At 57.3% G+C, this 26,588-nt stretch carries 27 protein-coding genes and 1 pseudogene; 10 read left to right on the top strand and 18 right to left on the bottom strand.

Annotation, left to right across the window (positions count from 1 at the left end):
* Positions 1 to 14 precede the first annotated feature (14 nt).
* The 6 genes from AC3CHX_RS10960 to AC3CHX_RS10935 form a co-directional block, all read right to left on the bottom strand.
* The gene (locus AC3CHX_RS10960; protein WP_488644044.1) at positions 15 to 1,265 is read right to left on the bottom strand and encodes a DUF1688 family protein; all 1,251 of its coding nucleotides are present in this window, start codon (positions 1,263 to 1,265) and stop codon (positions 15 to 17) included.
* The gene (locus tag AC3CHX_RS10955) at positions 1,262 to 2,506 is read right to left on the bottom strand and encodes a GTP cyclohydrolase II (RefSeq protein WP_488644043.1); all 1,245 of its coding nucleotides are present in this window, start codon (positions 2,504 to 2,506) and stop codon (positions 1,262 to 1,264) included. The genes AC3CHX_RS10960 and AC3CHX_RS10955 overlap by 4 nt, the downstream gene beginning before the upstream one ends.
* 199 nt (positions 2,507 to 2,705) lie before the next feature.
* Positions 2,706 to 3,419, bottom strand: a complete 714-nt coding sequence (locus tag AC3CHX_RS10950; RefSeq protein WP_488644042.1) for a c-type cytochrome — start codon at positions 3,417 to 3,419, stop codon at positions 2,706 to 2,708.
* A complete protein-coding gene (locus AC3CHX_RS10945) occupies positions 3,420 to 4,754 on the bottom strand; it encodes a cytochrome C (RefSeq protein WP_488644041.1) in 1,335 nt (444 codons plus the stop codon). It abuts the gene before it with no gap.
* Positions 4,755 to 4,916: 162 nt separating this feature from the next.
* Entirely contained in the window at positions 4,917 to 5,513 is a 597-nt protein-coding gene (locus tag AC3CHX_RS10940) for a hemerythrin domain-containing protein (RefSeq protein ID WP_488644040.1), read from the bottom strand.
* Positions 5,514 to 5,532: 19 nt separating this feature from the next.
* A complete protein-coding gene (locus tag AC3CHX_RS10935; RefSeq protein ID WP_488644039.1) occupies positions 5,533 to 6,012 on the bottom strand; it encodes a hypothetical protein in 480 nt (159 codons plus the stop codon).
* Positions 6,013 to 6,538: 526 nt separating this feature from the next.
* Between AC3CHX_RS10935 and AC3CHX_RS10930 the strand changes: the two are divergent.
* Positions 6,539 to 6,734, top strand: a pseudogene (locus AC3CHX_RS10930) (c-type cytochrome); the annotation flags it as partial.
* 36 nt (positions 6,735 to 6,770) lie between these two features.
* Here AC3CHX_RS10930 and AC3CHX_RS10925 read toward each other — a convergent pair.
* The gene (locus AC3CHX_RS10925) at positions 6,771 to 7,097 is read right to left on the bottom strand and encodes a cupin domain-containing protein (protein ID WP_488644038.1); all 327 of its coding nucleotides are present in this window, start codon (positions 7,095 to 7,097) and stop codon (positions 6,771 to 6,773) included.
* 93 nt (positions 7,098 to 7,190) lie between these two features.
* Between AC3CHX_RS10925 and AC3CHX_RS10920 the strand changes: the two genes are divergently transcribed.
* Positions 7,191 to 7,406, top strand: coding sequence for a hypothetical protein (locus AC3CHX_RS10920; protein WP_488644037.1), 216 nt, complete (start codon positions 7,191 to 7,193; stop codon positions 7,404 to 7,406).
* Positions 7,407 to 7,414: 8 nt separating this feature from the next.
* Here AC3CHX_RS10920 and AC3CHX_RS10915 read toward each other — a convergent pair whose 3' ends face one another.
* Positions 7,415 to 8,305 carry a M90 family metallopeptidase gene (locus AC3CHX_RS10915; RefSeq protein WP_488644036.1) on the bottom strand — a complete coding sequence of 297 codons (891 nt, stop codon included), beginning with the start codon at positions 8,303 to 8,305 and terminating at the stop codon, positions 7,415 to 7,417.
* A 180-nt stretch (positions 8,306 to 8,485) separates the two neighbouring features.
* On the opposite strand from AC3CHX_RS10915, the gene AC3CHX_RS10910 reads away from it, so the two are divergent.
* Positions 8,486 to 8,959, top strand: a complete 474-nt coding sequence (locus tag AC3CHX_RS10910) for a VOC family protein (RefSeq protein WP_488644035.1) — start codon at positions 8,486 to 8,488, stop codon at positions 8,957 to 8,959.
* A 9-nt stretch (positions 8,960 to 8,968) separates the two neighbouring features.
* On the opposite strand, the gene AC3CHX_RS10905 is transcribed toward AC3CHX_RS10910, so the two are convergent.
* Entirely contained in the window at positions 8,969 to 9,916 is a 948-nt protein-coding gene (locus AC3CHX_RS10905; protein WP_488644034.1) for a GlxA family transcriptional regulator, read from the bottom strand.
* 128 nt (positions 9,917 to 10,044) lie between these two features.
* Here AC3CHX_RS10905 and AC3CHX_RS10900 point away from each other — a divergent pair, with 128 nt between their 5' ends.
* Positions 10,045 to 10,839, top strand: a complete 795-nt coding sequence (locus tag AC3CHX_RS10900) for an SDR family NAD(P)-dependent oxidoreductase (RefSeq protein ID WP_488644033.1) — start codon at positions 10,045 to 10,047, stop codon at positions 10,837 to 10,839.
* Between the two features lie 89 nt (positions 10,840 to 10,928).
* On the opposite strand, the gene AC3CHX_RS10895 is transcribed toward AC3CHX_RS10900, so the two are convergent.
* The 3 genes from AC3CHX_RS10895 to AC3CHX_RS10885 all read right to left on the bottom strand — a co-directional run bounded on the left by AC3CHX_RS10895 (position 10,929) and on the right by AC3CHX_RS10885 (position 16,745).
* Complete coding sequence (locus AC3CHX_RS10895; protein ID WP_488644032.1) at positions 10,929 to 14,558, bottom strand: hydantoinase B/oxoprolinase family protein; 3,630 nt, start codon at positions 14,556 to 14,558, stop codon at positions 10,929 to 10,931.
* A gap of 23 nt (positions 14,559 to 14,581) precedes the next feature.
* Complete coding sequence (locus AC3CHX_RS10890) at positions 14,582 to 15,868, bottom strand: MFS transporter (protein WP_488644031.1); 1,287 nt, start codon at positions 15,866 to 15,868, stop codon at positions 14,582 to 14,584.
* A 103-nt stretch (positions 15,869 to 15,971) separates the two neighbouring features.
* Positions 15,972 to 16,745: a putative hydro-lyase gene (locus AC3CHX_RS10885; protein ID WP_488644030.1), complete on the bottom strand. Its 774-nt coding sequence runs from the start codon at positions 16,743 to 16,745 to the stop codon at positions 15,972 to 15,974.
* 153 nt (positions 16,746 to 16,898) lie between these two features.
* On the opposite strand from AC3CHX_RS10885, the gene AC3CHX_RS10880 reads away from it, so the two are divergent.
* A complete protein-coding gene (locus tag AC3CHX_RS10880) occupies positions 16,899 to 17,834 on the top strand; it encodes a LysR family transcriptional regulator (RefSeq protein ID WP_488644029.1) in 936 nt (311 codons plus the stop codon).
* Between the two features lie 6 nt (positions 17,835 to 17,840).
* Here the strand turns inward: AC3CHX_RS10880 and AC3CHX_RS10875 are convergent, their stop codons facing one another.
* The 3 genes from AC3CHX_RS10875 to AC3CHX_RS10865 form a co-directional block, all read right to left on the bottom strand.
* Positions 17,841 to 18,989: an MFS transporter gene (locus tag AC3CHX_RS10875; RefSeq protein WP_488644028.1), complete on the bottom strand. Its 1,149-nt coding sequence runs from the start codon at positions 18,987 to 18,989 to the stop codon at positions 17,841 to 17,843.
* Positions 18,990 to 19,017: 28 nt separating this feature from the next.
* On the bottom strand, positions 19,018 to 19,800 hold the full coding sequence (locus AC3CHX_RS10870) for a DeoR/GlpR family DNA-binding transcription regulator (RefSeq protein ID WP_488644027.1): 783 nt from the start codon (positions 19,798 to 19,800) through the stop codon (positions 19,018 to 19,020).
* A gap of 143 nt (positions 19,801 to 19,943) precedes the next feature.
* Positions 19,944 to 20,099 carry a hypothetical protein gene (locus AC3CHX_RS10865; protein WP_488644026.1) on the bottom strand — a complete coding sequence of 52 codons (156 nt, stop codon included), beginning with the start codon at positions 20,097 to 20,099 and terminating at the stop codon, positions 19,944 to 19,946.
* Positions 20,100 to 20,285: 186 nt separating this feature from the next.
* On the opposite strand from AC3CHX_RS10865, the gene AC3CHX_RS10860 reads away from it, so the two are divergent.
* Positions 20,286 to 20,744 carry an SgcJ/EcaC family oxidoreductase gene (locus AC3CHX_RS10860; protein WP_488644025.1) on the top strand — a complete coding sequence of 153 codons (459 nt, stop codon included), beginning with the start codon at positions 20,286 to 20,288 and terminating at the stop codon, positions 20,742 to 20,744.
* 69 nt (positions 20,745 to 20,813) lie between these two features.
* Here AC3CHX_RS10860 and AC3CHX_RS10855 read toward each other — a convergent pair whose 3' ends face one another.
* Together AC3CHX_RS10855 and AC3CHX_RS10850 are read right to left on the bottom strand one after the other, a co-directional pair.
* On the bottom strand, positions 20,814 to 21,563 hold the full coding sequence (locus AC3CHX_RS10855; protein WP_488644024.1) for an SDR family oxidoreductase: 750 nt from the start codon (positions 21,561 to 21,563) through the stop codon (positions 20,814 to 20,816).
* A 116-nt stretch (positions 21,564 to 21,679) separates the two neighbouring features.
* On the bottom strand, positions 21,680 to 22,444 hold the full coding sequence (locus AC3CHX_RS10850; protein WP_488644023.1) for an SDR family oxidoreductase: 765 nt from the start codon (positions 22,442 to 22,444) through the stop codon (positions 21,680 to 21,682).
* A gap of 177 nt (positions 22,445 to 22,621) precedes the next feature.
* Here AC3CHX_RS10850 and AC3CHX_RS10845 point away from each other — a divergent pair, with 177 nt between their 5' ends.
* From AC3CHX_RS10845 to AC3CHX_RS10830, 4 genes are all read left to right on the top strand, one after another.
* Entirely contained in the window at positions 22,622 to 23,533 is a 912-nt protein-coding gene (locus AC3CHX_RS10845) for a LysR family transcriptional regulator (RefSeq protein ID WP_488644022.1), read from the top strand.
* A 97-nt stretch (positions 23,534 to 23,630) separates the two neighbouring features.
* Positions 23,631 to 23,900: a type II toxin-antitoxin system Phd/YefM family antitoxin gene (locus AC3CHX_RS10840; RefSeq protein ID WP_488644021.1), complete on the top strand. Its 270-nt coding sequence runs from the start codon at positions 23,631 to 23,633 to the stop codon at positions 23,898 to 23,900.
* Positions 23,900 to 24,229: a type II toxin-antitoxin system RelE/ParE family toxin gene (locus AC3CHX_RS10835; RefSeq protein ID WP_488644020.1), complete on the top strand. Its 330-nt coding sequence runs from the start codon at positions 23,900 to 23,902 to the stop codon at positions 24,227 to 24,229. Before AC3CHX_RS10840 ends, AC3CHX_RS10835 begins: the two co-directional genes overlap by 1 nt.
* 320 nt (positions 24,230 to 24,549) lie before the next feature.
* The gene (locus AC3CHX_RS10830) at positions 24,550 to 25,311 is read left to right on the top strand and encodes an alpha/beta hydrolase family protein (protein WP_488644019.1); all 762 of its coding nucleotides are present in this window, start codon (positions 24,550 to 24,552) and stop codon (positions 25,309 to 25,311) included.
* A 40-nt stretch (positions 25,312 to 25,351) separates the two neighbouring features.
* Here AC3CHX_RS10830 and AC3CHX_RS10825 read toward each other — a convergent pair whose 3' ends face one another.
* A complete protein-coding gene (locus tag AC3CHX_RS10825; RefSeq protein WP_488644018.1) occupies positions 25,352 to 26,308 on the bottom strand; it encodes a DedA family protein/thiosulfate sulfurtransferase GlpE in 957 nt (318 codons plus the stop codon).
* Positions 26,309 to 26,588: the final 280 nt, after the last annotated feature.

Below are 26,588 nucleotides of genomic sequence, written 5' to 3'. Positions count from 1 at the left end.
TAGTGCAGTGTTGCTCAAAATACGGTGCCATCGCTGACGATGTTGACCGGCGGCATCCCGCCTGGCCGTCGTTCTGCCGCAATCCGGCGTCCGGCGGCCCAAGTGCCGCCTTCCAGCACGCGCGCCAGCGGAAACGCCTCGGCGCTCACACCCAGCTGCAGGCGCACTGCGTCGGCCACGCGATCGAGTGCGATCACCGTCAGCGCGCGCCATTCGACCACCGCCGGCTGATCTACCGTCAGGCTGCTGCTATAAAAAGCCGGATCGCGCGGCAGCACCAGCCCGAGGTCGAGCAGCAAGCCGCCGTTGCGGTATTCCGGCAGGCCGGTCAACTGGTCGAGACCGGTGACGCAAAAGCCCGCCTCTTCCAGCGGCTCCAGCATCGAGTAAGTCAGCCATTGCATGAGCTTGTGGAAAGGCAGCAAGCCGCCCTCCACGTCCGGATGGCGCCAGCAATCGCCGAGCGACACGCCGTCCAGCAGGATGCGGCCGGGCCACACCGCCCCCAGCGCGCGCAGCAGGGTTTCGAGAATGAATGAAGCTTCTATCTCCTTGCCGTGTGCATGGTCGGCCAGATAGTCGAACAGATTTCCCAGACGCGGCGTCGGGCCGAATACCGCGGGCGTGGCCCCGGCCACTGCGCCGAGCCGGCGCAGCATCTGCACCCGGCCCGCGAGTCCCACCATCGGATTGCTGTCGCTGACCTGGAAAGCAGCCGCCACGGTGTGCTCGGACAATGCGACCAGCGCCGCCGCATCGGTGCGCAAGGGTTGCTTGCGGTCAGCCGACAGTGTGCCGTCGGCAAACAGCGCGAGGCTGGCCACGCCCAAGCCTTCCGAGCGGGTCAGCTGGAGTTGATTGGACTGGTCGATGTAGCGCCAGTCCGGCCCGGCGCCCGCATCCAGCAGCACGCTCGGTATGACCAGGTCGATCCGGGTGCGCGCGCGCTCGCTGCCGTGCAAACCGGCGTGCGCCGCCAGTTGCTGCCAGCGGTCGATGCCGCCTGCCCCGAAATGCCTCCAGCGGCTGTGATACGGCACCGCCAGGTCCGGATAGTGCAACCTGATCGTGTCGGCCACATAGGCAGCGACCTGCTCCAGCCGCTCCGGATGCCAGGTGAAATGGGTGGCTGCGGCGCGCTCGGCCCGCGCCATGATCTGCGCACACTGGCGGCGCACCGCCTGCGCAGTCAGCAGCCGTGCGGCCGGATGGTTGTCCGGCACCGGCATATGCCAGCCGCTGTCGGGCGAAATCATTGCGCTCATTCGGACAAGCCCCGGCCCTTGGCAACGGTAAGCTCTTCGCTCGATACTGCGGCCTCGGCCGAGAAATAACCCGCCGCCACCTTGGCATCCATCTCGACCCGCGCGTCGGCCGGGATCAGCTCGTCCGGGATCGGCACCCGCTCGACCACTTCAATGCCCTGTGCGGTCAATGCGCCATGCTTCAGGTTGCTCATTGATGCCCAGCGGTCGATGCGCTTGATGCCAAGCCAGTGGAACACGTCCGGCATCAGTTCCTGGAACCGCATATCTTGCACACCGGCAACACATTCAGTACGTTCGAAGTAGGTCTCGGCGCGGTCGCCGCCGACCTGGCGCTTGCGCGCGTTATACACCAGGAACTTGGTGACTTCGCCCAATGCGCGCCCTTCCTTGCGGTTGTAGATCACCAGTCCCACGCCATCCTGCTGTGCCATCTCGATGCAGACCTCGACGCCGTGCGCCAGATAAGGGCGGCAAGTACAGATGTCGGAACCGAACACGTCGGAGCCATTGCATTCGTCATGCACGCGGCAGGCAACCCGGGTATCTTCCCGGCCGAGCTTGCTCATGTCGCCAAAGCAATACAGCGTCATGCCGCCGATCGGCGGCAGGAATACCTTGAGGTCGAAGCGCGTGACCAGTTCCGGGAACATGCCGCCGGTCTGTTCGAACAGGCTGCGCCGCAGCGCGCTTTCCTGGATGCCGAAACGCTTGGCCAGGCCCGGCAGGTACCAGACCGGGTCGATCGCCGCTTTGGTTACGCGCACGTCGCCATTCGCAAACAGGATACGGCCATCGGGCTTGAGGCGGCCGGCGACGATGGCATCCTTCAGTTCCGGCATGTTGATGTGGGCTTTGGTGATGGCAATCGTCGGCCGGATGTCCATGCCGGCGGCGATCTGTTGCGCGAATACGCTGCCGACCAGGTGGCCGTAAGGGTCGAGCGACACAATCTTGTCGGGATACGCCCATTGCGGATGCGGACCGATGTCCTCGGCCGGCGACGTATTGGTCAGGTCGGGCCGGTGCTCGCGGGCGAGCGACCCGGCTGCGATAGCCAGCGCGCGATAGACCGCATACGCGCCCGAGTGCGTGCCGATCGCATTGCGTTGCTGCGAATTGGTCAGGCTGGCAACCACCGGGCCGCGATCTTCTGCGTTGGCGGCACCCCAATGGATGTCAGTGGCGGCGTTTTCCTTGCGGCCTTGGGAATGGGACGTAAGCACGATATGGTCAGACATGATCGCTCCAGATTCGAAACCCGGGAAAACCTGACTGAATAGTCAGGTTTTTACTAATTTAGCACTTCCTGTGCCAATTGGGAATCTGGATTTTAAGCACAGGACGCGACGGTCTATGTCACCGCACTGAACAGCGCACCGACCGCACTAGTGGCACCCATACGCCAAACGACATGGTGCGGCAACTCGCCAGCACACGTTATTGGGCAAGTGGCATGGCCTCCAAATAGGCCGCGACATTTTTCATATTCTCGGGTGTGAGGGCGTGCGTGACAACTTTCATCATGGCGCCTTCCGGCCTTTGCTCGGTTCTTTGAAAAACCATCAGTTGCTTGACGATATAGTCGGCGTGCTGGCCGGCCAGACGCGGGAATTGTTGAATGCCTTCGCCTTTGGCACCATGACATCCGGAACAGGCCGGCGTGTTGCTGGCGGCTATGCCATTTTCAAAAATCGTTTGGCCGGCGTGGAGCAGCGCCGGATTTCCGGATTTTCCGGGAGCGGGCTTCTGGGACGAAAAATAAGCGGCGAGTCCGTTGATCTGCTCGTCGCTCAGTCGGGCGCTGATGCCCCACATATACTCGAATCCTGCGGGGTCCGAACGGCCATGGCTCTTGAACGACTTCAGTTGCGCTACGAGATACGGCTCCGACTGCGCCGCCAGATGCGGAAAGTTGGGAGACACGGACACGCCCTGAACGCCATGGCAATTCGAACAGACTTGCAACGCAAGTGTCTTGGCTGCGACATTCGGATCGTCCAGGGAACGCGACCGTTCCGGCAAAGAACAACCGGCAACCATGGCAACGACGAGCACGCCAAGGGGTAAATAAGCACCTTTCCGCTTGAGTTTCCCGAATCGTGTTGTCTTGGCCATGCGTGGTACGGGATGATGATCATCATAGCTATGCATTTAGTAGGCTCCCCACACATAGAGAAAGAGTGTGTTGTTATCTTTCGCATTGCGGCCAGCCCCATCGTAGTTGCTGGTGGCCCCGTGGAACTGGGTGTAGGCAAAGTATTGCGCGCCAACCCGGACGTATTGCACCGGCAGCCAGAACACTTCGGGCACCCAGCCGCGGGTGCCGGGATTGGCGGCCACATCCGGGTACAAGGTCGCATCCGACGTTCCGGTCGTCCTGAAGTAGCTCAGGCTGGTGCCGTATTTCGCCCGGTAAACATAGCTGGCTTTCAGCCTTAGCTGATTGAGGGTATTCGACCCATTGGCCGCAATGCCGGTCACGTCGCCATTGGCGATGGTTTCCCGGATATAGCTGAACTGTGCCGTGACGGTATGCGGATCCAGCAGATATTGATACTGCGCATCCACCCCGCGGTCGCGAAAGCGCGTGGTCGGACCGGTCGGATTCTGGTTGTCGGGGTAGATGTCGGCATTCATGGCGAACATCCCCACCATTGCACTATGCGGCCCCCAGTCGTGACTGAGCGCCAGCCGTAAATAGGGATTGGTGCCCCTGAGCTTGGTCTGGTCCTGATCCGACGTGCCCTGGCTCAAGAACGACCAGGCGCCGTTGGCGGTCTGATACGCAGCCAGCTCGGCATACAAGGTCTGGTTCCAGAAGGCATAGGCACCCACGCCGGCGACCTGCGCGCCGAGCTGGCTGATGATCGGCGTGGCGTCGGGTCCGGTGACTCCAAAGCCCGTCGGGACATATTGAATCCACGCCGGTGCGGTATTCCAGGGGTCGGAGATGGAAGGATTGTTGGTCAAGGTCAGGCCGACGATCAGGTCCCGGTTCAGATCGATGAATCGATCCGCGTAGCGCAAATCGAAATTGTCGGACACCCACTTGCTTTGCCATTTACCCGAGTCCGGATTTTGATGGTCGTAGTTATTGAAGGTCGCTTGTGCGAACACGCCGACATTGTCGGTAATCTTGCCAGCGACGAAGACGCTGCCGGTCTGGAACAAGGCGACCGCATCTTTGGCGAACGCCACGTCGCTGTCCGGATTCGAACTCTTGGTGAAACTGGCGACCCCCATTACCGACAGCGGAACGGTGCGCGTACCGATGGTGTAACCGGTCAGCTTGAACAATCGCCCATAGGCAGTCAGCTCCGGAAATTGCCCGCCGGCGTGACAGGCCATGCAATTTTGTCCGGTTTGTCGCGCGAACACCGGCAGCGCATGGGCTACCGGTGAGTTCAACAAGATTTGCGTTAGGAAGATGACGGCTAACAGATAGAAATATCTGGTGCCCAGGTATCGCGTTATGAACGAGTCCATGTCGAGGTAGTTCCCTTCTCATCATTATTGAAATTATTATTGAAAGGTTCCGAATCGGGCTCGGATAAATTGACAATAAGCAAGCGTGCGACGCTTGTCAACGTCGTTGCGCCGTCACAACGTTCCGATCGCACACGAACAGCATGTGCATGCATATTTAATTTAGATCGGAGCCTCCTCGCCGTCCGGTGCAGGAATAATATTAACAATCAGCAAAAACAGCTTTTCGAGGTCCACTTTCAGGTCGGCCCCGACAAACGGGTCGAGATTGCCAGCGAACGCGGCGTCAACCACGGCCCAGTCCTCTGGCGTCAACAAACGCTTGGCGGCAGGCAGAATCACCTCCTCTTCCAAATGCATGTGTCTGAAATAAAACTTGGCATACCGCTCCACCAGGTCACGAAATGCCGGAAATGCAGCACTCCCCTGCAGCTCATAGCGGGTCAGTGCATGCTCCAATTCCCGCACCAGCGCCTCACCTTGCCCGTGCTGGAACTCCAGCTCGACGAGCGTCTCATCAAGTTCGTGGGTCCGGTCTCGCAACCGCGCAAACAGGTACTGGTCTTCTTTTGGATGATGCACCTGCTCTGGATACTCCCGTATGTAGTAGAGCATCGCGCGAAACACCATCAGCCCTGGCGCCTGCTCGCCTTTATCGATAAGACGCACGAAATGCAGCATGCCGCGAGTCACTGCCGACAACTGCTCGTGTTCGTCCAGGATAATACGTACCGCATTACGCTGCCGTGGCGATTGCATGATCAGCTCCTCTAATTTCTTAATTCGGCTGTCGATACTGCCTGTGCGGATTCAGCATCGGATTTTTTTCCCGGGAAATTGTCTCAGGTGACTCTGACGAAGACTTGCCAGGAATCGGCATGGCGATGGAACCCATCCTGCCGGCGCCGCCGAGCGCATTTTTTGCCCTATCCTCAAACAATTCCGCCATCTTTCGATTAGTCTGGTCGACGCGTGCTCGCGCCAATTTTGCAAGCTCGGCGTACAAACACCAAGCGACGTCCGCAACTTGATAGCCATACGACAGCGGTCCAACATGGCTGGCGCTGACCCAACAGGACCCTGGGGCATTTTCAGCGGTCAGCAATTGCTGACTCGCTGCAGACGCAATCATGTTCAGATTGACAAACTTCTCGACGCTTTCAAGCATTTTATTGTTCAGCGAAACCCATAGTTCCTGTTGCGATGCCAACTGCGAATTGATCGCGGCCGCCACTTGGGTCGGAAGGGATGCAAACATTGCGTTCTCCGGTGTGTCTATAATCGACGATCAGATGGCCGGACGTATTTTGACCTTCTGACCTACCGGTCGTAACGCATCGGCTGCTAAGCACCACTAGATTAAGTGTAGCTAGAAGTAGTAGCCCGGTCAGCAGGCCCGTTTGATGCACATCAAAAATTTGCCCAAAAAATCAAACCATGAATAGCGTTGACTTAAGGCCAAAGAAAAGTGATACGTCGCATTTGATCCATATTCCAAATTTCTTTGGAATTTTTCACCGGTCTGGCGTACATTGCATCGAAGTAGTCAGATGGTAGCCACTTGCAATCCCGGTTGGGATGCAGATTGCGGGATTAGTCATCCAATCAGATATGCGTGGGAGAACAATAGCGTGATCCGATACGTATCTCCATTGATATTCTGCCTGGCTGGATCGCTATACGGCGTGAGTATGGCGCAGACAGTGGCGCCGCCCACTGAAAAGGTGCCCGATACGATGGAGACGCGCGTCCAGGCTTGCGTCGGTTGTCATGGACAAGGAGCATGCGCTGCCTGCCACGGCGACCACGCGAGCGACACCGCGGCTCGATGGCGAACCCGAATCCTATATTCGCACTGAGTTGCTGGGCTTTGCCAGCGGCACCAGACGTAATGACATCAACGAACAAATGCGAAACGTGGCCCGGCAAATGACACCTGAAGAGATTGATGCCGCGGCGCGCTACTACGCGAGCCGTTAGATACATGAAAGCGATTTAACCCGGCACGTCCGACGGTCACAGGAGAACGATGGTCACGAGTAGCGACGAGTTCTGGATGGCTGCCAGTTCATGCGGGACCCCGGCCGCCAGGTAAAGGAGGTCGCCGGTACGAATGACTGTATGCGTGTCCCCCATGCCGAGATCGACTTCCCCTTCGATACATTGCACCGTTATCGGTCCATCTACCGCATGCTCGGGCATCCGTTTCCCAGCCGGAAGAACGATGCGCATGACTTCGAGGCGCTCGGCCTTGAAAAATGCCGTGCTCGGCGTCTGTTCAAGTTTATCGCCGAGTGGCAGCAGGCTCGCAACCTCGCCAGACGAAAGATGTGATATTGCCATGCGGTTTCTCCTTGACGTGCAGTGCGGTTAAGTTTAGCAGAGCAAGTTGGAAGTAGAATAGGAACGTTCAGCATCACCTAAATGGAGATCAATATGTCCATACAAGAATATAGGCGAAGCCAAGGGCAATGCCTGTTGTATACGATCGAATATGATCAGGATGAATATTTCATCCAGCGCGATGGCCAGATGAAAAAATCTGTCCCCGACGCCATTGTGGTCGGCATACTGCCGCACGAGGCGACGTCCGAACTGATGTTGCGCACGGCGATAGCGGATATCGAGTCGCTGAATGGCATGGATGAATAGCTTGTCAGTTACAGCCACTGTCGCGGATCAATCCGGTAATACTTATTCAGCTCTTCAAACAACTCAGGATGCTGTTCGGCCATTTGCACCGGTTTTTCAAAAAAAGTCTCGGTTGCGACGGCAAAGAACTCTGCCGGATTTGTAGCGCCATAGTGGTCGAGCAGCGTTTCATGGTGATGCAGGGCATCCGATTGCAACGCTGCAAATTCTCGCGAGAGCACTGCAGCCCAGCTTCGATAACTCGACAGGCTGCCCAGGAACGGCGCGCCATTGGTACTGCCGGACTCACTATCCAACTGATGCGCAAACTCGTGCAGGACCACATTGTGCCCATCGGTAAAATTTCTGGCACCGCGCTGCACATGGTCCCATGCCAATATCACCCGGCCATCACCCCATGACTCCCCCAGCAGGCCCTGCTCACGGTGCGTCACAACCCCGCCCGGGGCTAGCTCCGTCCTCGGCGCTACGAACGCAGAAGGATAAACCAGAATCGACCTTAACTCAGGGTAAACAAGTGAGCTGCGATTTAACAACAACAAGCACGCTTCACCGGCTATCGTGACCCTGATTTCATCGGTTATTTCCAGCCCGCCGCAACCGTAAAATCTCTTTTGATGCAGAAACTGCTGAATCAATCGCTGCAATTGTTGTTGCAGCGCAATAGGAATTCTCGAATAAATTGGCATGTTCTTTTCAAGAATTGCTACAAAATGATCGGGAAAGCGGGATTGAATTGCGCGTTTCAAGCGAAACTTTGGTATCCAGATCGCCAGCACTATGGCGACTATGATAATAATTAAAGTCAACAAGGCATTCATAAGCGGGTTAGCCAGTGTGAGGCAGTCGATGAGCGACGCCTTACGATCGGTAAATTCTGTATCGATGACAGTCAACATACCAGTTATCGGACTACCCTGATTATGAGGCTCGTTGAGACAATCCGTTTACGCTTCAGTTGTCAGGACACCGCCCTCGCTGCATTGCCAAACGGAGAATTTGTCCTACACTCCCCGTAAGAGGGTGAGTACACCCGGTCGTTGTCGATTGAATCCACCTTTCGTCGGGAGTCAACCAACATGCAGAAAATTGGTCCGTGCCTTTGGTTCGATGGCAAAGCCGAAGAGGCTTCCAACTTCTATGTCTCCATTTTCAAGAACTCAAGAATCGTCAACACTACCCGCTACCCGGAAGGTACCCCGCTGCCAGCCGGAAAGGTGATGACAGTCGAATTCATTCTCGACGGGCAAGAATTTTTAGCGCTCAATGGCGGCCCGCAATTCACCTTCTCCCCAGCCATTTCCTTTGTCGCGCGCTGCGAGACACAAGAGGAGGTCGATGATTTATGGGAGAAACTTTTAGTCGGCGGCGCAGAACAGCAGTGCGGATGGCTCACGGACAAATTCGGCGTGTCGTGGCAGATCGTTCCCAATGTATTGATGAGGATGATGAGTGGGCAGGATGCCGTTGCGTCGCAAAGAGCCTTTGCAGCGATGCTGCAAATGAAGAAGCTGAATATTGCGCTCCTGGAGCACGCTTACAATAATGCCTGACCGCTCAATCTAAGAGGCCGCATCCAGCCGTGCGGCACGCTTGAAAGCCTGCGGCGGCTGCCCGAAAGCGCGAATAAATGCGCGCCGCATCCGTTCCGGGTCTGAAAATCCGTTTTCCCTGGCGACCACATCGATCGGATGATTGCTCTGCTCTATCATGGAACGGGCCGCCTCAACCCGCAGTGTTTCTACCGCCTTGGCTGGCGATTGTCCGGTTTCGATCCGGAACGCGCGGCTGAACTGACGCCGGCTCAAATTGGCTGCATTTGCCAACTCATCGACCGACAGCACGCCGCGCAGATTGCGCTTGGCGTAACTGAGCGCGCTTTGAATCCGATCCGACTTCGGCTCCAGCTCAAGCAAGGCTGAAAATTGCGACTGTCCGCCACTGCGTCGATGATAGACCACCATCTTTTTGGCAATGGCGCGCGCTGGCTCCAAGCCTAAATCCTGTTCCACCAATGCCAGACACAAGTCGATGCATGCCGTCATGCCGGCCGATGTCCAGTACTTGTCGTCATGGATGAAAATGCGGTCTTCCTCGACCCGGATTTTCGGAAACATGCGCTGCAAATCCCTGGCCTGGGCCCAATGCGTGGTGGCGCGACGACCATCCAGCAAGCCGGCCTCAGCCAGAAAAAAAGCTCCCGTGCAAATGCTCGCGGTTCGGCGCGAGGCTGCACTGGCCGACTGGATGAACGTAATGAATGGCGTTGATGAAGTAATCATCTGCATTGCGCCTGCGACCATCACCGTATCGAAATCGCGCCGGTCAAATGGGCTGGTATCCACCCGAACACCCGCCGAACTCGTGACTGCACCGCCATGCTCGGAAAGCATGGCAATGTCGTAAAACGGCCCGCCGGGCAAGGCGTTTGCCAATTCGAAAACCGTTATCGCAACCAAATCGAGGATCTGGAATCCGGGGAAAACGACAAAGCCGAGCGTTCTTTTCATGATGTCCCAAAACGAGGTATATATGTCATACAGGTCAAATCATACACCCTTAAACTCAAGTCATCAACTCTTCGGCTGCGCATGCCAACGAGGCGATACCGACTACCAATCAACCCAAAGGAATGCAAATGAATACGCAAACGAACAAAGGCGTCGCCTTGATCACCGGCGCTTCTTCCGGCATCGGCGCCGTTTACGCCGACCGTCTGGCGCAGCGCGGCTACGACCTGATTCTGGTGGCACGGGACCAGCAACGCCTGCAAACCCTCGCGCAGCGGCTGGCAAGCGCAACCGGCCGCAAGATTGACATCATCCAGGCCGACTTGACGCTCAAGGCAGACGTGCGCCGCGTAGAACAGCGTCTGCTGGATGACCAGAGCATTACTGCGCTGGTGAACAACGCCGGTCTTGGCGCAACGGCAACACTGATCGATTCCGATCCCGATGCACTGGAAGACATGATTCAGCTCAACGTCGTCGCCCTGACCCGCCTGGCGCGCGCCGCCGCACCGGGTTTCGTCGCGCGCGGCAACGGCATCATCATCAATATCTCGTCGATTGTTGCGCTGGCGCCGGAATTGCTCAACGGCGTCTATAGCGGCACCAAGGCTTACGTGCTGAACCTGACCCAGTCGCTGCACCATGAGCTGAGTGCCAAAGGCGTCCAGGTTCAGGCGGTTTTGCCGGGCGCAATCAGCACGCCGTTCTGGGGCCATGCCGGTGTCCCGGTTGAACATCTGCCCACGGAAATCGTCATGCAGCCGGACGAGCTGGTCGATGCCGCGCTGTCCGGCCTGGATCAACACGAATTGGTGACCATTCCGTCGCTGCCCGATGTCGCCGAATGGAATGCTTTTACCGAAGCGCGTCTGGCGATGGGGCCCCATCTGTCGCTACAGACGGCGGCGCAGCGCTATAAATAAGACTCCTGGCGCATACGGATCGGCATGTTTTGTTCAGAACATGCCGGATCGCCTTAGTTTGTTTTAGTCGTTGTTGAGCGCGGCGGTGCTTATACAACGCCAGGAATACCATGACCGCCGCCGCCCGGGGTTTCAATCACGAAGACATCACCGGGCTGCATGGCGGTAGTGGCGACGAAACTCAGCTCTTCCTGCCGACCGTCCGCGCGGACTACGTAGTTTCGTCCGCATTGCCCGGCTTCGCCGCCAGCAGCGCCGAACGGCGCGACGATACGGTTATTCGACAGGATCGAGGCCGTCATCGCTTCGAGAAACCTGACTTTGCGGATGGCGCCATTGCCGCCATGCCAGGCGCCCTTACCGCCGGAATCGGGCTTGATTTCATAGCTGTCGAGTTGTACCGGATAACGCCACTCGAGTATTTCCGGATCGGTCAGACGCGAGTTGGTCATGTGCGTTTGCACTACGTCCGTGCCGTGAAAACCATGCCCCGCGCCGGAGCCGCCGGAGATGGTTTCGTAATACTGGTGGCGCTCGTTGCCGAAGGTGAAGTTGTTCATCGTTCCCGGTGCCGAACCGAGAATGCCAAGCGCGCCGTACAACGCGTTGGTAATGCAGCTGGAGGTCTCGACATTCCCCGACACCACCGCCGCCGGATAACGCGGGTTCAGCATCGAGCCGGCCGGAATGATCACGTTCAGCGGTTTCAGGCAACCCGCATTGAGTGGGATGTCATCATCAATCAGGGTGCGAAAGACATACAGTACGGCGGCCATGCAAATTGCGCTCGGTGCGTTGAAATTGTTGCGCAACTGGGCTGAGGTACCAGTGAAATCGATGTCGGCAGTGCGCGCCTGATGATCGACGCGGATCGCGACCTTAATGACGGCGCCATTGTCGAGCCGGTATTCGTAGCTGCTGTCTTTCAAGGCAGTGATCACGCGCCGTACGGCTTCCTCGGCATTGTCTTGCACATGCTGCATGTACGCCTGCACGACTGCGAGACTGAAGTGATCGACCATCTTCAGCAGTTCTTCGACACCTTTCTGATTTGCCGCAATCTGCGCCTGCAGATCGGCCATGTTCTGCGCAATGTTGCGGGCCGGATATGCACCGGACGACAGCAGCGCAACCGTTGCCTGCTCAAGGAAACAGCCGCCGCGCACCAGCTGGAAGTTGTTGATCAGCACGCCCTCTTCTTCGACCACGGTACTGTCGGCCGGCATCGAACCCGGCGTGATGCCGCCGATATCGGCGTGATGGCCGCGCGATCCGACGTAGAACAGGATCTCCTTGCCATCCTTATCGAACGCCGGCGTGATGACGGTAATGTCGGGCAAGTGCGTGCCGCCATGATACGGATCGTTGAGCATGAAGACGTCGCCGGGTTGCATCTTGCCGGCATTCTCCCGAATGATGGTCTGGATGCTGTCGCCCATCGATCCAAGATGCACCGGAATATGCGGTGCATTGGCGATCAGGTGACCGCCGCCGTCGAACAATGCGCACGAGAAGTCGAGGCGCTCCTTGATGTTGACCGAGACTGCGGTGTTTTGCAGGCGCAGACCCATCTGCTCGGCGATGCTCATGAACAGGTTGTTGAATACTTCCAGCATCACCGGATCGGCCGTCGTGCCGATGGCCTTGCGCTGCTGACGTGCTGCGACCCGTTGCAGCACCAGGTGATTCAGCCTGGTCACTTGCGCCTCCCAGCCGGGTTCAATCACGTTGGTGGCATTTTTCTCGGCAATGATGGCGGGACCGCGGATGGTATCGCCGGGCCGGGTATCTTCACGCAGATACAGCGCGCTGTCATGCCATTCACCGCCCGAGAACAAGCGCACGCTGTCGGCTGGCTGCAGGGGGCCGTTGCGCTCAGGCAGTTGTTCGAGCGCTTCGCTGCTGTCGCTTGACAAGCCGATCGCTTCGACCGAAATGGCTTCGATGATCAGCGCCTTGCCCTGCATCAAGAACGAATAGCGTTTTTTATACGATGTTTCAAACTGCGTTGTCATGTTGGAAATTGCATCGAACGACACGACGATCACCGAATCGCTGCCGTCATAGCGCAGATGTACCCGCAAGGCGACGTCGATCCGGCCCGGATCGACGCCCTGTGCCAGCAAGTCCTGGCGCGCCGCATCGGCCAGCGCATGTAAACGCTCTTCCAAGGTCGGCATGGCAGCCGGCGCCAGTTTGATTTCGAGTGACTGTTCGCGCATCGCGGTCTGATCGGCCAGGCCCATGCCATACGCCGACAATACGCCCGCAAACGGGTGCGCAAAAACACGCGTCATGCCCAACGCATCGGCCACCAGACAGGCATGCTGGCCGCCAGCGCCGCCGAAGGTGGCGAGCGTGTACTCGGTGACGTCATGGCCGCGTTGCACGGAAATGAATTTGATCGCATTCGCCATATTCCCGACGGCGATCTCGATGAAGCCTTCCGCTACTTCCTCCGGCGTGCGGCGGTTGCCGGTCGCACGGTAGATGTCCTCTGCCATGGCGCTGAATTGTTGCAGCACGGCAGCGTGGTCCAGCGCCTGGTCGGCCTGCGGGCCGAACACATGCGGGAAGTAGCGCGGCTGAATTTTTCCGAGCATCACATTGCAATCGGTGACGGCCAGTTGGCCGCCGCGGCGGTAGCTGGCCGGTCCGGGATTGGCCCCTGCGCTATCCGGCCCGACGCGATAGCGGGCGCCGTCGAAATGCAGGATCGAGCCGCCCCCTGCGGCGACGGTATGGATGCTCATCATCGGCGCGCGCATGCGCACACCGGCGACCTGGGTTTCGAATTCACGTTCGAATTCACCGGCATAGTGCGATACATCGGTCGAGGTGCCGCCCATGTCGAAGCCGATGATCCGGTCGAAGCCGGCAGTTTTTGCGGTGCGCGCCATGCCGACGATACCGCCCGCCGGGCCGGACAGGATCGAGTCCTTGCCCTGAAAACGGTGGGCATCGGTCAGTCCGCCGTTGCTTTGCATGAACAACAGGCGCACGCCGTCCATCTGGCTGGCGACCTGGTCGACGTAGCGGCGCAGGATAGGTGACAGGTAGGCGTCGACCACCGTGGTATCGCCGCGCGACACCAGCTTCATCATCGGACTGACCTTGTGTGACACGGAGATTTGCGTAAAACCGGTTTCAGCGGCAATCCGGCCTATGATTTCCTCATGCTGCGTGAAGCGGTAACCGTGCATCAGCACCACGGCGATGGCGCGATAGCCTTCAGCATAAAGTGCGATTAAGGCGCTTCTGACCTGTGCCTCGTCGAGCGGCTGAAGAATGGCGCCCTGGGCGCCGATCCGCTCATCGACTTCCACAACTTTTTCGTACAACAGCTCCGGCAGGACGATATGGCGGTCAAACAGGCGCGGGCGGTTTTGATAGGCAATCCGCAATGCATCGCGAAAACCTTTGGTAATCAATAATACGGTCGGGTCGCCGTTGCGCTCAAGCAAGACATTGGTCGCGACGGTGGTGCCCATCTTCACGGCGTCGACCAGCGCTGGCGTAATGTTGTCCTCCGGCTTGATGCCGAGCAACCGTTTGATCCCGGCGACTGCGGCATCCTTGTATTGCTCGGGGTTTTCCGACAGCAATTTATGGGTAAGCAACCGGCCGCTGGGATGACGCGCCACGATGTCGGTAAAAGTACCGCCGCGATCGACCCAGAATTGCCAGCGTGGATCGGTGATGTTATTTTCGTTATGCATGTTCATGTCTCTTCTATTCTTCATCAGGATTCAAGTTGCTTGCCGCGCGTTTCCGGGAGTGTCAGTGCCGCAATGATCATGAGACCGTACGCCACCGCCGCAAACAGGCCGATGGCACGGCCGAGTCCCATATCCTGGCTGACCCAGCCAATCAGGAACGGGAACAATGACCCGATGGCGCGGCCCATGTTGTAACAAAACCCCTGGCCGGAGCCACGTATCCGGGTTGGAAACAGCTCGGTCAGAAACGCGCCCATGCCACTGAAAACGCCGGCCGTGAGAAACCCCAGCGGAAACCCGAGCAGCAGCATGGCCGAGTCGGTCACCGGCAGATGGGTATACGTCCAGGCGATGGACATCGAACCCAGCGCAAACAGGATGAAGTTATTTTTGCGCCCCAGTCGATCGGTGAGAAAGGCGCTCACGATATAACCGATATAGGAACCGACGATCACCATCGCCAGATAACCGCCGGTACCCAGTACCGTCAGGTTGCGCTCGGTCTTCAGGAAGGTCGGCAACCAGGTCGTGATGGCGTAATAACCGCCCTGCGCGCCGGTTGTCAGCAGCACGGCGCGTAGCGTGGTGCTGAGCATGCCGGGAGAAAAAATCTCGGCAAAGGAAGCTTGCCCGGCCCCCTTCTCCTGTTGCCGCTTCTGCTCGACAAATACCGTGGGCTCGTCCACGAAACGGCGAATGAAGATGACGAATGCGGCGGGTAACACGCCGATCAAAAACAATGAGCGCCACGCCAATGCCGGTGGCAGCAACGAAAACATCAGCGCGTATAAAATCGCCGACATCCCCCACCCGACCGCCCATCCTGCCTGGACCATACCGACCGCCTTGCCGCGATCCTTGGCCCGGATGACTTCCCCGATCAAAATCGCACCTGCGGTCCATTCACCGCCCATGCCAAACCCCATCAGTCCTCGCGCCACCAGCAATTGATGGTAGTTCTGGGCTAAACCGCAGAGGACGGTAAAGAAGGCAAACCATAATATGGTGAGCTGGAGTGTTTTTACCCGGCCGATCCGGTCGGAAAGAATGCCGGCAAGCCAGCCGCCCAGCGCCGACGTGAGCAAAGTGACGGTGCCGATCAGGCCGGCATCGCCCTTGGTGATACCCCAGGTCGCAATCAGGGTCGGTATCACGAAACTGAGAAACTGCGTATCCATTGCGTCGAGCGCATAGCCGATCTTGCAACTCCAGAAGGTACGGCGCTCTTTGGGTGATAGTGCATAAAACCAGGAAAAATGGCGGCTATCGGTTTCCTGATCGGTTTGAATTATCTGCTCTTGGCTGTTCATGGTTGTCTCCTAAGTTCGGATATGGCTTGTGTTGCAGATCATCGATTAACTCGTGGTCTTTTTTATAATTGGTACGCCGGCGACAACATCCGGTTGCAAGCGTCTAAAACACCGCCAGCGTCGCATTCGGAATATCCGTCACCAGCATGTAGCCTGGCTTGTGTGTGATCGCAATCGGCAGACCTGCCATGCGTATCGCCTCTTGCGGCGTCACGCCGCACGCCCAAAACACGGGAAGTTCGTTTGGAAGAATCGCTACCGCGTCGCCAAAATCGGGCCGGCCGATATCCTCTATGCCAATCTCGGCCGGATTGCCGATGTGAATCGGCGCACCGTGGATGGCGGGGAAGCGGCTGGTCATCTGAATCGCCTTGATGGCATTTGCCGCCGTCATCGGGCGCATTGACACCACCATGTTGCCGCCGAACGGTCCGGCAGTCTTGTTCTTGATATTGGTGCGATACATGGCGACATTTTGTTGCTGCGCGATATGCCGTAATGGAATCCCCTCCTTCATCAGCATATGCTCGAACGAAAAGGAGCAGCCGATGGCAAAGACCACAAAATCCGGCTGCCATATTGCTTGTAGCGAGGTCCGCTCCTCTGCCATCCGGCCATCGCGATAGACGTAATATTTAGGCAGGTCGCTTCGGATATCGATATCCAGGCCGATAGACGCCAGCTCCCATTGTCCCGGCTCACCCACGCCCAGCAAGGGGCAGGACTTCGGATTGAGGAAGCAAAAGCGGAAAAAATCATCCGCGCAGGCTTTCGGAAGAATGGCCAGATTGGCTTGTGCAAAATCACCGCAATGGCCGGCCGTGGGTTCCCGGAATTGGCCGTTACGGACCTGGCGTCGAAACTCAAATGGTGTCATGAACTGTTCTCGCGAGTCGTGAGGGAAGGTATTACGATAGAAACAGGCAGATGGAACAGGCACAGAATAGGCACGATCGAAAATTGACGCAAACTAGTTATTTTGAGCACCAGTGTATAGTTTTACTTAACTCACAAATCATGCGAGACCAACTTGAACACGCGCTTTGTTGAAACTTTTGTGATCCTTGCCCAATTGCGCAGCTTCCGCGCAACCGCGCGCGCGGTACACGCGACCCCCGCCGCCATATCCTTGCGCATCAAAAACCTGGAAGATGAGCTACAGACCGAACTGATCGACCGGGCATCGAAAGAGTTCCGGCTGACTCCCGCAGGAGAGTACCTGTTGAGTTACGCCAAGTCGGTGGTTGACGCGACCCGGAACATGCAGGCCGCGGCGCGCAAAGAGAGTGTGATTCGGGGACGGCTGCGGCTAGGCGTGATCGAATCGGTGGTACATAGTTGGCTCTCCCACTATGTAAAGCAGCTCAATGCCGACTATCCCGAGCTTGAAATCGATCTGGCGGTGGACAAGAGCAGCGTTCTGGAGCAGCGCCTGGTTGCCAGGGAATTGGATCTCGTGATCCGCGTGGAGGGCATCAACAGCAGCGAAATCGTGTCCGATGCACTGGCCATTTATCCGGTCAGATGGATCGCCAAAAAGGATTTATTGTCGGGCCGTAAAAATGGTTTGATTCAACGTGTACTCGCGCTGCCGATATTGACCTTTGGGCGCGGCACCACCCCCCAACGAGTGCTGGAGGAAATTATCGCCAACCTTGCCAACCAGGCAGGAATACCGGCGACGCAAACCCGCATCACCTGCTCTCCTTCCGTGGCCGCCATCGTGCAACTTGTGAAAGACGGCTACGGCGTCGCCGCCATCCCCAGCCTGTTCGTTACCAGCTATCTGGAGAGCGGCGAATTCGTCGAATTACCGATGGTGCAGGCCTTGCCCTCGATCGTGGTTTCCATGTGCCGGCACTACAATGCCGAAATGATGGTCCATGCTGCGGCCACCGCAGCACGCCTGGCCTGTGCCAAATATTGCGCCCAGTTTGACCAACGCTTCATCGAAGCCTTGTGTTGATGCCGCTTAAGCCTTGTCATGAGATGCCGCTCCCAGCCGGGCACTTGCGGCGACCAGCAGCATGGCGCAGCCAAGTCCGGCGAACGCCACATTCAGGCTCACCGCATTGGCCACAAAGCCGATCGTCGCCGGTCCGGCCAGAATACCCGCATAACCAATCGTGGTGATCGCGCCGATCGCTAGGCTGGCCGGCATTGCGCGCTGTCTACCAGCCGCACTGAACAGGATCGGAACAATATTCGACGCGCCCATGCCGATCAGCACAAAGCCGCCCAGTGCAGCACCGGCCGACGGCGCCAGCACCGCAGCAAAAAACCCGCCAGCGGCGCACAGGCCGCCCAGTAGCAGCACACGTTTTCCGCCAAAACGGCGCACCACACTGTCACCGGTCAGACGCCCAACGGTCATGGCGACGGCGAACGCGGCGTAGCCGAGGCCGCCCTGGCCAGCATCGAGTCCGCGGCGGCTGGTCAGGAACAGCGCACTCCAATCCAGCATCGCGCCTTCGGCCAAGAACACAATAAAGCACAGTGCGCCGATAAAAATTACCGCGCCATGCGGCAACACGAACGGGGGGGCGTTGCGCTCCGCCGCATCCGGTTCACGCAACAAATGCGGGCCAGCGATGCACAACACCCCAGCCACCAGCACAGCCACCGCTGCACAGGCCGAAAGCGGGCTCAGCCCGCTCCACAGCAACAGTGCCATGCTGCCAGCGCCGGCAAAACCGCCGACGCTGAACAGGCCGTGGAAGCCAGACATAAGCGAGCCGCCGCTATCTTTTTCGACGATCACCGCTTGAATATTCATGGACACATCCAGCGTGCCCATTGCCGCGCCGAAAACAAACAAAATGACGCCTAGCAGCAGCGGAGTGGCGGCGAATGCGAGGCCGGGCAGCATCAAGCAGACTAAAGCGCCGGACAACAGAATCACAGGACGGCAACCAAAGCGCGCCGACTGCATGCCGGCAAATGGCATGGCCAACAGTGAGCCGCCCCCCATGCACAACAGCAAAAGCCCAAGGTCGGCCTCGTCCAGCACCAGCCGGGTTTTGGCATATGGCACCAGCGGCGCCCAGGCTGACATGGCCAAGCCAGCAGCCAGGAAAGCGAGCCGAGTGGACAAGCGTTGTTGAGAGCCGACTGTCATCATGGCGTTCTTTCAGCAGAGGTAAAGATCACTATTTTCCCTGAGCACGCAGCAGGTGCACCCCAAGGGCGGAGAATGCACTGGCTTGACCGGCATCGGCATCGTGCTCGATGACGAGGTGCGATAGTTGCGCGGCTGCTAGTACAGGATAGGGCGCGGCGGTGCCGAGTTTGTCGCAAGTGGCGGCCACCAGCACCGCCTTACTGATGGCAGCGACGCGCCGTTTGAACTCGGCTTCTTCGAAATGAAATGCACTTACGCCAGCCTGCACGTCAACGCCGCAAGCACCCAAAAAGAACAGGTCCGGGCGGATCAAATCAATATCGCGCAACGCAGTGGCTCCCAGGCTGGCGCCGCTGCGCGCATCGATCCGACCGCCGATCATGATCAACTCGATCAGCGGTCGCTCCAGCAGCAGCGCGGCGATCGCCGGCGCATTTGTGATGACAGTCAACGGCACTTCCGGCAACGCGGTAGCAATGTTGAGATTGGTCGAACCGGCATCGATAAACAAGATGTTGCCGGCGGCGACCAGTGTTGCCGCCGCTAACGCCAACCGGGATTTGCTGGTCACTTGATGGGTGCTGCGTTGCGCCGGCGTGCCGTGGTCCGGCGGCAACGGCAAGCGCAAGGCGCCGCCATAGACCTTCTGACATAAACCAACTGCCGCTAGATCGCGCAGATCGCGCCGGATCGTGTCTTCTGATACGTTTAATTGTTGCGCCAGGTCGGGCGCCAAGACGCGCCCTTCTGCTCGCAAGCGTTGCAGGATCAGGGCATGACGTTCTCGAAGCAACAGGTTGTCGGCAGTCATATCTTAAATAAACATGGATGAATAAGCGCAAATATACATAAACGCGCATAAACAAGCAAAATATTTTCTGAGACGACCCCTAGTACGACGGGCGCAGGCCCCCCCTAAACCCGCACAGCACCGAATAAAAAACTGCCGCCAGTTCAACATTGCACACCCAGTTGCTGGCGCACGGTACGCGCTTTGACGCCGTGCCGCACCGCCATCGCAAACGAGATTTTCCCCACCGGTTTCCCGACTTCCGTGCACTGCCACAGCTTCTCGCCGTCTGGCAGGCAGCGGTTATGCGAGGCACGCACGCGCTTCACCAGCTAATGCATTTTGTCTCGACAAATTCTGAATCAATGGTTGATAAAAAGAGTATTTGTCTTACTATGAAATGAGTATTTATCTTAACAACTGATAACATTCGCACAAGCGGCTTAAGCCCTACTGTCAGCGCCCTCTAAAAATGGGGGGATTACCAACCCCTGAGGGGAAAATCGATGAAAGTCCCGTTTGTCGTATCAACCATTGCATTAGGGCTGGCTATAACCTCATCTCAAGCCCTGGCCAGGACAGAGACTTGCAAGAACGTCAGCGAGAAAGAGGTGGCGGCCCTGTTTGACCGATGGAATAGCTCCCTCAAGACTGGTGATCCGAAAAAGGTAGTCGCCAACTACGCCACAAAATCGGTGCTGTTGGCAACCGTGTCGAATACCCCGCGTTTGACACCGGAAACCAAAGCCGATTACTTCGAACATTTCCTGGAAAAGAAGCCGGTAGGCAAAATAGATTCGCGTACCATCGAAATTGATTGCAACAGCGCGATCGATGCCGGCCTGTATACCTTTACATTTGGTGACGGGAGTTCTGTAAAAGCCCGTTACACCTTTACGTACAAGTGGAATGGTAAGAAATGGCTGATCACCAGCCACCATTCATCAGCAATGCCGGAAAAATAACAGCAAATAACAGCAAATAACAGCAAGATAAGCGCGCCCCGTTCTTGGCGGAAGCGGGGCGCGTAATCGTTACAGTTGGCTCATGCCGCCATCGACAATCAATTCCGTGCCGACGATGAACGCAGCCTCCGGCGACGACAGATACACCACCGCGCTGGCGATTTCATCCGGCGTGCCAAAACGCTTCAAGGGGATTTGCTCTTGAATGCCTGCGGCCAATTCACCCAATTGCTCGGCAGGCAGGCCAAGGCGGCCATAGATAGGCGTTGCCACAGGGCCGGGACTGACCACATTGACGCGGATGCCGCGGCTGATCAATTCGGACGACAAGGTTTTGGCGAGCGAAATCAACGCTGCCTTGCTGGCGGCATACACACTGGAAGTCGGCATGCCGATACGCGCATTGATCGAGCCGTTCAGGATGATTGCGGCGCCGTCGTTGAGCAAAGGCGCCAGGGCTTGTATCGCAAAATACGCCCCTTTCACATTGACATTGAAAGTCTCGTCCCATAGCGCTTCATCGATCGCTTCGAGCGGCGCAAACCTGGCCACGCCGGCATTGATGAACAAGGCATCCAGCCTGATTCCCTGGCCGCTCAAGGCCGTTGCCAATTCTTTGCCTGACTTGCTATCGCCGGCATCAATGCGCAAGGCCATCGCGTTTGGTCCGAGTTGCGCTTTGGCCCGATCCAGCGTCGCTTGGTCGCGACCGGTAATAATGACGCGCGCGCCCTGCCGGGAGAATTCCAGCGCGGTGGCCAGACCGATGCCGCTGTTGCCGCCGGTGACGAGTACGGATTTGTTGTCGAAACGTTTCATGATTAACTCCTGAGATTGAAATTCAGATGCGGATTAGGTTGGGTAAAGCCGCGCTATTGCGGCTACCATGGCTACCCATTTTTGCCAAATACTTTCAGATATGACAAGAAAACAGCTTACGTGCGGGTAATCGATGCGCCGCCATCGATCAGTGAAGCAGTGCCGGTGACGAACGACGAGTCATCGGAGGCCAGATACAGCACCGAACGCGCTAACTCTTCCGGCTGCGCGGTGCGTTTCAATGCATGCAGATTGGTGATGAAGGCTTGCGATTCGGCCGTGTTGTTCATGTCGCGATACATTTGGGTGTCGACCGCGCCCGGCAAAATCGCATTCACGCGAATGCCTTGCGGACCAAACTCGGCAGCCAACGCCTGGGTCAGGCCGATCAGGCCGGATTTGCTAGCCGCATACGCAGCGACGCCCGGGAACGAAAAGCTGTGGCCAACAAAGGTCGAGGTGAAAATGATCGAGCCGACGCCGGTTTTCAGCATCGCCGGAATTTGATGTTTGGCGCCCAGAAAGGCGCTGGTCAGGTTGGTGCTGAGCGCATCGGTCCAGCCTTGCTCCGAAACACCGGTTGTGGGGCCCATTTCACCCAGGGTGCCGGCATTGTTGAACGCCACATCGAGACGCCCGAACTTTGCCAATGCGAGTTCAACCAGGGCTTGCGCATAGGCTTCGCTGGTCACATTGCCAGCCAAGGCGACGGCAACGCCGCCAGCGGCGGCAATCTCGGCAACCAGGCTATCGAGTTCGGCCTGGCGACGTGCCGCGACCACCAGTCTGGCGCCTTCGCTGGCAAACAGTTTTGCCGTGGCACGGCCAATACCTGCACTTGCGCCTGTGATGATGGCGACTTTTCCTTTTAATCGATTCATGCTGCTGCTCCTAAGAAGTTATTCATTGATGATGATGATGACTGACTGACTGACTGACTGACTGACTGATTGGGCAGTGCCCGTAGACACACTATAGGATTTACAAATACATACATCAATGCTATAAAAACTCATGGCACATTCAGTATTTGTGAATCAACGAATGGAAAGAGAACAATGGATCGCTTGCGTGCGCTTGAGGTATTTGTGGAGGTAGTCCGAAAAACCGGCTTTGCCCGCGCGGCCGACGCGCTCCAGACATCCCCCGCAAATGTGACGCGTTATGTGCGCGATCTGGAAGCCCATTTGGGTACCAGGCTACTCAATCGCAGTTCGCAGAAGATGTCACTGACGGAAAGCGGAGAAGCGCTGTTCGAGCGGGCCAAGGCCATCCTCGATGATGTAGCGGAAGTCGAGTTGATCGCCTCATCGGCCAGCATGAAGCCGCGCGGACTGCTGCGTATCAACGCCCCCCTGAGTTTCGGCATTCTGCATCTGGCACCGCTGTGGCCGCAATTCCTGCAGCGCTATCCCGAGGTGGAACTGGACATCGCACTGGTCGACCGTGTGGTGGATATCGTTGAGGAAGGTTATGACCTGGCGATTCGCATCTCGCGCACAGGTTCGACCTCGTATGCGGCGCGCAAACTCGCTACCTCCCACAACATCGTCTGCGCCTCTCCTGCCTATCTGCAGAAGAACGGTGCGCCGGCGATGCCATCCGACCTGAGCGGCCACGCTTGCATTGGCTACAGTTACGCCGCCAGCGCCGACGAGTGGAACTTCACCGATGAAAATGGCCAGGCGAGCCCGGTCAAGGTCTCTTGTGTCATGCACACCAACAATGGCGATACCGCCCGCGCGGCGGCGCTGGCAGGACTTGGCATCATCTGGCAGCCCAGCTTCCTGATCGGCGCCGACTTGCGTGCCGGTCGGCTGCTGCCGCTGTTACCGGGCTACCGACTGCCGGACATCGATGTCCTGGCGGTGTATCCGAGTCGGCGTCATCTCAGTGCGAAGGTGCGCGTGATGATCGATTTCCTCGCTGACGCCTTCAAAGAGACGCCGCCATGGGAAATACAAACCTAGATGTCTCTGTGGAAACGTGTTGCCAGAACATTGGCTGGGCGCAGAACTCAATTCGGACTAAAATTAGTCTTCCCATGTTTCTATCAGAGGTGAGATCGTGAAATTTTCCACTCAGGTAAAGCCTATCAGCTATCTCAAAAGCCATGCCGCCGAGATCGTTAAAGACCTCACGGAAAATCGTAAGCCTATGTTGATTACACAAAACGGCGAAGCCAAGCTTGTCGTGATGGATGTGAAGAGCTACGAAGAACAGGAAGAAACGCTCGCACTACTTAAAATTTTGGCGCTGGGCAACCGCGAGATCGAGCAAGGCAAGTTTCGTGAAGTGGAAGATGTGTTTGCCGAACTGGACAAGGCTGACCACTGATGACTTTGAAAATCGTCATCCTCGCATCGGCGGAACACGATCTCAACGAGTTAAGAAGCTATATCATCAAGAATTTCTCATCCAAAATTTGGCGAAATACTTACACCAAATTGAAAGAATCAATCCGCAATTTGCAAGACTTCCCGCTGGCAGGTGTTATCCCGGAAGAGCTTGAGAAACTTAACCTCAGTCAGTACCGGCAGATTGTTGCAGGACCGAATCGCATCATTTACGAAGTGCGGCAGGACACTATTTATATTCACGTAATCGTTGATTCACGGCGGGATATGAACGCATTGCTGACACGGCGGCTTTTGAGAGTCTCTTAGGCAAAGTAAATTGGAGGCTTTCTTTCGAGTGAATGGGCGTGATCCAGACTTTTACCTACGTCGGCCAACCCGCACATCGATGCGGGCGCGCTGCTGCCGATCCTGCAGGACTGGCTGCCTGCGCCATATCCGTTTTTTGTGGTGTACCCGCCGAACCGGCATCTGAGCAACCGGCTGCGGGTGTTCATCGATTGAATCGCCGACCGTTTTTCGACGCTGGCCTATTGAAAAAATAATTTACTGAGTGTGCTTGAATAATTGGCAAAATAGAGTCTACTTCTAGTTCAAGCGGACCACCCAACCGTGCTGGAGAATGCCGAATGATAAGCGAACGCACAGATTTTTCAGGCGCTGACGGACAAAAGCTCGCAGCACGCCTCGATAGTCCGAAAGCGGGAGCCCAGGCATTTGCATTGTTCGCGCACTGCTTCACTTGCGGCAAGGATGTTTTCGCTGCCAGCAGAATCGCGCAGGCATTGACCAGTCATCAGATTGCCGTACTCCGCTTTGACTTCACCGGTCTCGGGGCCAGCGAAGGCGAATTCGCGAATACCAATTTTTCCTCGAATGTATCCGACCTGATTGCCGCCGCGAATTATCTGCGTCAGGCTTACCGCGCGCCTGCGCTCCTCATCGGCCATAGTCTTGGCGGCGCCGCGGTATTGGCCGCCGCAGCCGAAATACCCGAAGTGCAGGCGATAGTCACCATCGGCGCACCGAGTGACCCGACCCATGTCAGCGGATTGTTTCGAGAGCAACTTACAGAGATTCAGGCGAATGGCGAAGCTGAAGTACAACTGGCTGGACGGCCTTTTCGGATCAAACACCAGTTTCTGCTCGATGCACAAGAGCAGCGGTTAACGGACAAGATCGCGCATCTCAGAAAGGCGTTGCTGGTAATGCATGCACCGCTCGACAACACGGTTGACATAACGAATGCGATGCATATTTTTACCGCTGCAAAACATCCGAAAAGCTTTATATCGCTCGACGACGCCGACCATCTGCTGACGCGCAAGAGCGATGCGATCTATGTGGCAAACATGATCGCGGCATGGAGTCAACGTTATATTTCGGAATGAATCGAAGAACAGCACCGGGAGTCTGAGTAATTTCGCCTATTTAGTTTGCCGCCGCAGCGGGAAGCAAATCTTCCAGCACATAACCGGCTTCGATCCACGCTTCAAGCCCCCCTCGCAGCGGACGCACCCGGGTATAGCCGCGGTCTATCAGCAGCTTTGCGACGCGCGCTGCCGATTCTTCATTCGGGCAGGTGCAATACAGAATGATTTCGCTGTCGGTTGGCAGGTGACCAATCTGTTCGCCCACCTCACCGATATCCAGCGGCAGCGCACCGGGGATGATGCGCCGGTCAAGCTGGCGCGCGACACCGGACCGCACGTCTACAATGACCGGTTTCCCGCCAGCCTCCATCAAACCCTGCAGCTCATCGACGCTGATGCGCGCCATGCGCAACGTCTTGTATAAACGCCGGCGTTGCCACCATTTGAGCGCGATGAAGACAGCGAGCAGCCCTCCCAGCAGCACGACGGCAATCGTGCCCATACTTTCCAGACTGGCAAAAATGCGATCGATCTGCGCATGAAACAACAGCCCGGCACCGATTGCCAGCCCCATCCAGGCAATCGCGCCAACACCGTCGTAGAACAAGAACGACGGCCATCCGAGTTGCATCGCACCAGCCATCGGTGGCGCCATCGTGGATAAGCCGGGAACGAATTTCGCTGCCATCAGCAAACGCCCTCCCCAGCGACCGAACCGGAGTTCCGACTGCATGACGCAAGAGTCGGGAGAGAGCGAGACGCGGCACAACAGTTTCAGTACCCGGTTGCCGAAGTGCCGCCCCGCCCAAAACCAGACGGCATCGCCGATCATGCAGGCCAGCAACGACACGGCAAATACAGCAGAGACCGACAGCTTGCCATCTGCTGCCAGGGCCCCGGCGAGGATCATCGTGGGCACCGCCGGCAATGGCAAGCCGAGCTGCTCCAGCAGCACATTGGCAAACACCAGCAACAGTCCGTACTGTGCAATTAGCAACACCAGTTCTTGCATCATCGGTTACGCGCTCTCGGCATCAATGTTCCCCGCTTGGGTAATGGGCTTAATCATAGAGGAGTTGCAAGCGGTTTGCAGGGACGCTTCGTTGCGGTCTTGCAGCGCTATCGTCGCTGACGTCGCGCTACGAGAACAAGACGCGTTGGCGATCCGCGCAAAGTGGTACATTATTCACACGCGATGCATGCCCAATCGCTCCATCTTAAGGAAAATTTCATGTTTTCTTATTTTTATGGCGCAATGTCAGTATTCGTTAAAACGCGTATTCAGGCCCCAGCCG

Source organism: Glaciimonas sp. OK215, assembly GCF_057787885.1.
Note: the sequence above shows the minus strand (reverse complement) of the source record. Positions and strands in the feature narration are given on the sequence as shown.

What these genes read in the sequence shown, in the direction of transcription:
- AC3CHX_RS10885 (WP_488644030.1), bottom strand. Translation starts at nt 16,745, where the DNA reads ATGACACCATTTGAGTTTCGACGCCAGGTCCGTAACGGCCAATTCCGG.
- AC3CHX_RS10940 (WP_488644040.1), bottom strand. Translation starts at nt 5,513, where the DNA reads ATGCAATCGCCACGGCAGCGTAATGCGGTACGTATTATCCTGGACGAA.
- AC3CHX_RS10870 (WP_488644027.1), bottom strand. Translation starts at nt 19,800, where the DNA reads ATGACTGCCGACAACCTGTTGCTTCGAGAACGTCATGCCCTGATCCTG.
- AC3CHX_RS10830 (WP_488644019.1), top strand. Translation starts at nt 24,550, where the DNA reads ATGATAAGCGAACGCACAGATTTTTCAGGCGCTGACGGACAAAAGCTC.
- AC3CHX_RS10920 (WP_488644037.1), top strand. Translation starts at nt 7,191, where the DNA reads ATGTCCATACAAGAATATAGGCGAAGCCAAGGGCAATGCCTGTTGTAT.
- AC3CHX_RS10910 (WP_488644035.1), top strand. Translation starts at nt 8,486, where the DNA reads ATGCAGAAAATTGGTCCGTGCCTTTGGTTCGATGGCAAAGCCGAAGAG.
- AC3CHX_RS10860 (WP_488644025.1), top strand. Translation starts at nt 20,286, where the DNA reads ATGAAAGTCCCGTTTGTCGTATCAACCATTGCATTAGGGCTGGCTATA.
- AC3CHX_RS10890 (WP_488644031.1), bottom strand. Translation starts at nt 15,868, where the DNA reads ATGAACAGCCAAGAGCAGATAATTCAAACCGATCAGGAAACCGATAGC.
- AC3CHX_RS10855 (WP_488644024.1), bottom strand. Translation starts at nt 21,563, where the DNA reads ATGAAACGTTTCGACAACAAATCCGTACTCGTCACCGGCGGCAACAGC.
- AC3CHX_RS10960 (WP_488644044.1), bottom strand. Translation starts at nt 1,265, where the DNA reads ATGAGCGCAATGATTTCGCCCGACAGCGGCTGGCATATGCCGGTGCCG.
- AC3CHX_RS10875 (WP_488644028.1), bottom strand. Translation starts at nt 18,989, where the DNA reads ATGATGACAGTCGGCTCTCAACAACGCTTGTCCACTCGGCTCGCTTTC.
- AC3CHX_RS10835 (WP_488644020.1), top strand. Translation starts at nt 23,900, where the DNA reads ATGACTTTGAAAATCGTCATCCTCGCATCGGCGGAACACGATCTCAAC.
- AC3CHX_RS10900 (WP_488644033.1), top strand. Translation starts at nt 10,045, where the DNA reads ATGAATACGCAAACGAACAAAGGCGTCGCCTTGATCACCGGCGCTTCT.
- AC3CHX_RS10935 (WP_488644039.1), bottom strand. Translation starts at nt 6,012, where the DNA reads ATGTTTGCATCCCTTCCGACCCAAGTGGCGGCCGCGATCAATTCGCAG.
- AC3CHX_RS10905 (WP_488644034.1), bottom strand. Translation starts at nt 9,916, where the DNA reads ATGAAAAGAACGCTCGGCTTTGTCGTTTTCCCCGGATTCCAGATCCTC.
- AC3CHX_RS10925 (WP_488644038.1), bottom strand. Translation starts at nt 7,097, where the DNA reads ATGGCAATATCACATCTTTCGTCTGGCGAGGTTGCGAGCCTGCTGCCA.
- AC3CHX_RS10895 (WP_488644032.1), bottom strand. Translation starts at nt 14,558, where the DNA reads ATGCATAACGAAAATAACATCACCGATCCACGCTGGCAATTCTGGGTC.
- AC3CHX_RS10950 (WP_488644042.1), bottom strand. Translation starts at nt 3,419, where the DNA reads ATGCATAGCTATGATGATCATCATCCCGTACCACGCATGGCCAAGACA.
- AC3CHX_RS10945 (WP_488644041.1), bottom strand. Translation starts at nt 4,754, where the DNA reads ATGGACTCGTTCATAACGCGATACCTGGGCACCAGATATTTCTATCTG.
- AC3CHX_RS10955 (WP_488644043.1), bottom strand. Translation starts at nt 2,506, where the DNA reads ATGTCTGACCATATCGTGCTTACGTCCCATTCCCAAGGCCGCAAGGAA.
- AC3CHX_RS10850 (WP_488644023.1), bottom strand. Translation starts at nt 22,444, where the DNA reads ATGAATCGATTAAAAGGAAAAGTCGCCATCATCACAGGCGCAAGTGCA.
- AC3CHX_RS10915 (WP_488644036.1), bottom strand. Translation starts at nt 8,305, where the DNA reads ATGTTGACTGTCATCGATACAGAATTTACCGATCGTAAGGCGTCGCTC.
- AC3CHX_RS10845 (WP_488644022.1), top strand. Translation starts at nt 22,622, where the DNA reads ATGGATCGCTTGCGTGCGCTTGAGGTATTTGTGGAGGTAGTCCGAAAA.
- AC3CHX_RS10825 (WP_488644018.1), bottom strand. Translation starts at nt 26,308, where the DNA reads ATGATGCAAGAACTGGTGTTGCTAATTGCACAGTACGGACTGTTGCTG.